A 5,008-nucleotide genomic window follows, 5' to 3' on the forward strand; every position below is an offset into this window, starting at 1 on the left:
CCAAAAAACTATGAGGGTGTAATTGCAAATTACACCCAACGTCCACTGTCCCCAAAAGATGAAAGGTGGAGTCTACTCCTAGAGGGGGAAGTTGCAAACTCCGATAAGTCAAACTCTTAAACTATACCCAGACGGGGATGTCTTTTATTTTGTCATATTCTGCATGGGTGCCAATAAATCGGAATTGGCCTACCTGCAGGCCAAATATATGTAGAAAACTAGTTCCTTGTTTATGGACTTCTTTTGTTGAAAACCGACAGATTATTTTTTGTCTTGCATAATTAATGGGAAGAAAAATACTATCCTCTCCTTTCGTGATACTTTCGTGAATATTTCGATTTATTTTTATCTGAATTTACAAGATGTCAATTATGAAAAAGGTACTGGTAGTCGAAGATGACCCAAACATCAGCCAACTCATTCAGATTCATCTCAAGGACTTGGGCTATCAGATCCAGGTTTCAAACAATGGTCGACTTGGGTATGAACTAGCCTCCTCGGGTTTGTTTGACCTGATAATCCTTGATATCATGCTTCCGGAAATGGACGGTATAAGCATCTGTCAAAAGCTCAGGGCACTGGATAATTTCACCCCTATCCTGATGATCACAGCCAAATCCGAAGAAATTGATAAAGTGATGGGATTGGAATCCGGTGCTGATGATTACATCACCAAGCCTTTCAAAATCAGGGAATTTATTGCGAGGGTAAAAGCCATTATGAGAAGGCAGGACCAATTTGTTTTTTTGAGGAATAAAAATGAGGATGCCGTAAAGTTTGAAAACCTGGAGATAGATGAAAAAAGGAGAAAAGTCCTATTAAACCAAAAGAGAATTGACCTGACTCCCAAAGAATTTGACCTGCTGATGCTATTGGCCAGAAGTCCGGGCAGGAGTTACAGCAGGTCGGAGCTTTTGGAACTGATCTGGGGATATGACTTCAGTGGCTATGAACACACCGTCAATGCCCATATCAACCGCTTGAGGTCAAAAATCGAGATTGATGCCAATAATCCAAACTTTATACTGACCACCTGGGGCATCGGCTATCGCTTTAATGACGAATGGTAAAACCCTTTTTGCAATAAAAATATGATTGTATGAAAAGTCTATATTGGAGAATTTCTTTGGTTTTCACCCTTGTGATGATGGTGGTGGGCTTTACCTACATCCTGATCACAACCATTGCTTCTAAAAACTATTTTCTGGAAACTACCCAAAAACTGAATGCCTCAGTCGCTGAATACCTGGTCAAAGAAGCTCCCCCATTCAAAGACGGAGAGGTAAATGAGGAAGCTTTGGGGGTTATCATGCATTCCATGATGGCTGTCAATCCAAGTATTGAAGTGTTTCTCCTAGATCCTAATGGGGAAATACTGTCTTTTGTGGTATTGGATTCCAAGGTCAAACTCAAAAGAGTCGATATCAATCCTGTAAAAGAATTTATAGAATCACGAGGAGCTAAGTTTATTTTAGGAGATGACCCCAGGGCAAATGGCTATCAGACTATTTTTTCGGCTACCTCAGTTATCGAAGATGGAAAACTTCTAGGTTATGTATATATCACCTTGGCAAGTGAAAAATTTGAGGAGGTGGCAGCAGGTCTATTGGGTAGTTATTGGCTTAAATTGACTTTGGAATCTTTTCTGGTGACCATGGTGGTTGCATTATTGATAGGATTAATCCTGACTGCACTTCTTACCAAAAACCTTCGAGAGATAGTCAAAATGGTGAGTAAGTTTAAAGATGGAGACTTTCAGGTAAGAATTCCCGAAATGAAGACCAACTCTGAACTTTCATTACTTGCCTCTACATTCAACAACATGGCGGACAATATCCTTCATAATATGGACGAACTCAAAAAAGTGGATAGCCTAAGGCGGGAATTGATCGCCAATGTATCCCATGATCTCCGTAATCCTTTGGCCGTGATCAACGGATATGTCGAGACCATGATGATCAAGGGTGATCAGATCACTGAATCTGAAAGGGAGCAATACCTGAAAATCATCTCTGATTCCTCAGACCGGCTCACCAAACTCGTGGCGGATTTATTTGAGTTGTCCAAACTTGAATCGGGTCAGATGCAGTTGAAATTAGAGCCTTTCCGGATTCAGGAATTGCTTTTTGACGCTTGCCTTAAGTTTGAACTTTTGGCAAAAGCCAAAAAAATAGACCTTATCGCAGACATTTCCCCTTCACTTCCTGTGGTGGAAGCAGATCTTTATTTATTGGATAGGGTAATCCAAAACCTCATTGACAACGCTGTCAAATATGCTCCCGAAAACGGAAAGATAACCCTCAAAGCTTTTTATTGCGAGACCACCTACAAAGTCTGTGTGAGTATCAAAAATACAGGTCCGGGAATACCCCAGAAAGATTTGGATTTACTCTTTGAGCGGTATTATATGGTCGATAGGGACAAAAAAGGAATTGAAGGCTCCGGTTTGGGTTTGGCAATTGTCAAAAAGATATTGGAAGTCCACAATTCAAGCATCCAGGTCTTTTCAGATTCTGCCACTTTTACCGAATTTGTTTTTGTACTTGATCCGATGCGGTCCAATTAATTAAACTCCCCTCTTGAAATAAACAAAAAAGGGAGATGAATCCTCATCCCCCATTTTGACAAATAAACAAACCAAACAAAATGTTATTCCAGTAGGGCATTTCCAAAAGGAATGGCGGCTGCTCCGCACCAGATGATACAGTGTGTAAACTTTTCGTCTTTATTGCCCTGAAGTTCATAGAAATGTGCACCGGGCCTATTTGCCAATCCCAACAACTGAAAACTTCCACTTTCATTTAATCTCAATGAAGAAGAGGTAGATAGGTATACAGTGACCGTACCGGTGGAAAACTTTGTCGTGAAATTTTCACTCAGGGAAATATAAAATTTTCCCGCTTGGTCTTTTACAAGTTGAACTGTTCCCCTCGTCCCTGCTCCGCTCTGATTTGATAAGGTGCCGCTCTTGAGCACTTCTAGCGGACCGGTGACCAGAACAGGATCATCCATGGGAATTTCTTCCGACATTTTATCACAAGACAACAGAAAACCTGTCATCAAAACTAAGATCATACTTAAATTTCTCATGTTGAATTGGTTTAATTGTGAAAATTTGACAGGCTTCTGAATAGAATCCGGTCTCTTGAATAAATGATTTTCTTTTTGTTTTTAAGTTCATTCATGACTGCAGTCACTGTTTGCCGGCTGGTATCCGCAAGTTTTGCAATGTCATCATGAGACAGCCATATTTTCAGCAAAGTTTCATCTCCAAATTTCTGACCTGCTTTTTGGGCAAGGTTTAGGAGCGTTTCTTTGATACGATAAGCGGCATTGTTGTTTAATAGCCTTTGGTGCCGGAGTTTTATTTTTTTGAAATCTTCCAAAACAAGGTTTGAAAAACCGGAAACCAAGTTGGGAACATTGTCAAAATTGATTTCCGAGAGCTTTATATAATGGATTTCGGTAGCATCAGAGAGTGCAATGGCCGACTTATTAAAATACACTTCAGGATGGAATAAGGCATCCCATTCTCCGAATATTTGTCCTTCAGTCTTGATGTCATGGATAACCTGATTACCGGACACAACTAATTCACAAAGTTTCACAGAACCGCTTTTGACCAGGAAAAGCTTGTTTGCCAATTCCCCCTGATGGTAAAGCGTTTGGAATTTCCCCAGTTTTTTGAATGGCAGAAACATCAAACCATTGGGATAGGTGCTTTTTTCTGAGGTATAGTCTAATATTTTATTGATGTCATTCATTTTGTAGGAGGTTTAAGGTTATAAAAGACACCAATTCCAAAGACTCCTGCTGAGTAGATGTTTTTTCTTTGAAACAGGAGGTCAGTGAAATTGCGGTATGTAAGACTTAAGTGGAAATCCTTATAGACCGGAGCACTTAGACCTAAACTGTAGCTGGTGTATTCTGTGCCGTCACCCCTTACAAAATCTGCCACTTCGGTAATTTCATCAATAGAGGTCAGGCCATTCATCCGCACATTGAACCAAACCATATCAGCAATCTTATAGCCCAATTCCACCCCAACTGCAATCTGATCACTGAATGAAATCCCATCATATTGTGTCCTGTAATTGTAAGACCCAAATAGGGATCCATAAAATGGGGAATCCCCCAATGCAAATGATGTTGCCAAAGTAGTCCAGACGTTGAATTCGCCATCGCCACTCGGAAGATTGATTCTATCAAAATCATTGACTGTGCTGTTTGCAAAATTATTGGCCCGGCCTATGGGGATTTCGGGAGCGACGCTTATGGCCAATGGGAAATATTTTTTCAACAAAGCATGTTTGAATTCCACTCTCAGGTCTCCAAGGCCAGAAACAGTCTCGGTAGTTTCAAAACCATTGAAGTTCTGCAGAGGCAAATTGGTAATGATGGTGAATTTATCCGTAACCCCATATTCCCCATAAAAGACAATGCTTTGCTGGTGAAACCTGTTGGTAACCAGTTTTTCTCCATCAAGGGTGAAGTAATCTTTGGAATTGAAAGTAGAAAATGAGGTCTGGAAAAACCCTTCTCCTTTTGATTTGGTCCATCCGCTCTGACCACTGACTTCTTGGACAACAAACACCAATGCCAAAATCTGGAAGAATTTCATGTTTTTCATGATTGGAGAGTTAAGTATCCCTGCTAATCAGGGCCTTTGGTTAATTATTGCAACCTTGCATTTCCAAAAGGAACCCCAACCGATCCACACCAAAGAATCACATGGGAATACTTTCCTAAATTTGTTCCGGACGGTATCCTAAAGAAGTTTTCCCCAGCATTTCGAACAGGACCGACCAACAATAAATTGGGATTGCCATTGGCCGGATCAGGGGTAAATGTATCGGAAGTAGACAGAAACACGGTTACAGTACCTGTTCCCAAAGCCGTCCTGAAAGCACTGTTGAATGCCAGAAATACAGTTCCTTGACTGTCTGACCCGATTGAAGCCGTTCCCGCACTTCCTGCGCCGTTTTGATCTGTGAAAGTTCCCGAGCGC

6 protein-coding genes are annotated in these 5,008 nt (G+C 40.9%); 2 read left to right on the forward strand and 4 right to left on the reverse strand.

The window, feature by feature from the left end:
• Positions 1-371 precede the first annotated feature (371 nt).
• Entirely contained in the window at positions 372-1,070 is a 699-nt protein-coding gene (locus ACEW8O_RS23400; protein WP_373497050.1) for a response regulator transcription factor, read from the forward strand.
• Between the two features lie 29 nt (positions 1,071-1,099).
• Positions 1,100-2,566: an ATP-binding protein gene (locus ACEW8O_RS23405; RefSeq protein WP_373497051.1), complete on the forward strand. Its 1,467-nt coding sequence runs from the start codon at positions 1,100-1,102 to the stop codon at positions 2,564-2,566.
• Positions 2,567-2,649: 83 nt separating this feature from the next.
• Here ACEW8O_RS23405 and ACEW8O_RS23410 read toward each other — a convergent pair whose 3' ends face one another.
• The 4 genes from ACEW8O_RS23410 to ACEW8O_RS23425 all read right to left on the reverse strand — a co-directional run.
• Positions 2,650-3,090, reverse strand: coding sequence for a DM13 domain-containing protein (locus ACEW8O_RS23410; protein ID WP_373497052.1), 441 nt, complete (start codon positions 3,088-3,090; stop codon positions 2,650-2,652).
• Between the two features lie 11 nt (positions 3,091-3,101).
• On the reverse strand, positions 3,102-3,764 hold the full coding sequence (locus tag ACEW8O_RS23415; protein WP_373497053.1) for a Crp/Fnr family transcriptional regulator: 663 nt from the start codon (positions 3,762-3,764) through the stop codon (positions 3,102-3,104).
• On the reverse strand, positions 3,761-4,630 hold the full coding sequence (locus tag ACEW8O_RS23420; RefSeq protein ID WP_373497054.1) for a hypothetical protein: 870 nt from the start codon (positions 4,628-4,630) through the stop codon (positions 3,761-3,763). The genes ACEW8O_RS23415 and ACEW8O_RS23420 overlap by 4 nt, the downstream gene beginning before the upstream one ends.
• Positions 4,631-4,674: 44 nt before the next feature.
• A partial coding sequence (locus tag ACEW8O_RS23425) for a DM13 domain-containing protein (RefSeq protein ID WP_373497055.1) occupies positions 4,675-5,008 on the reverse strand: 334 nt, incomplete at its 5' end.

It is taken from the genome of Aquiflexum sp., from assembly GCF_041749095.1.
Taxonomy (GTDB): Bacteria; Bacteroidota; Bacteroidia; order Cytophagales; family Cyclobacteriaceae; genus Aquiflexum.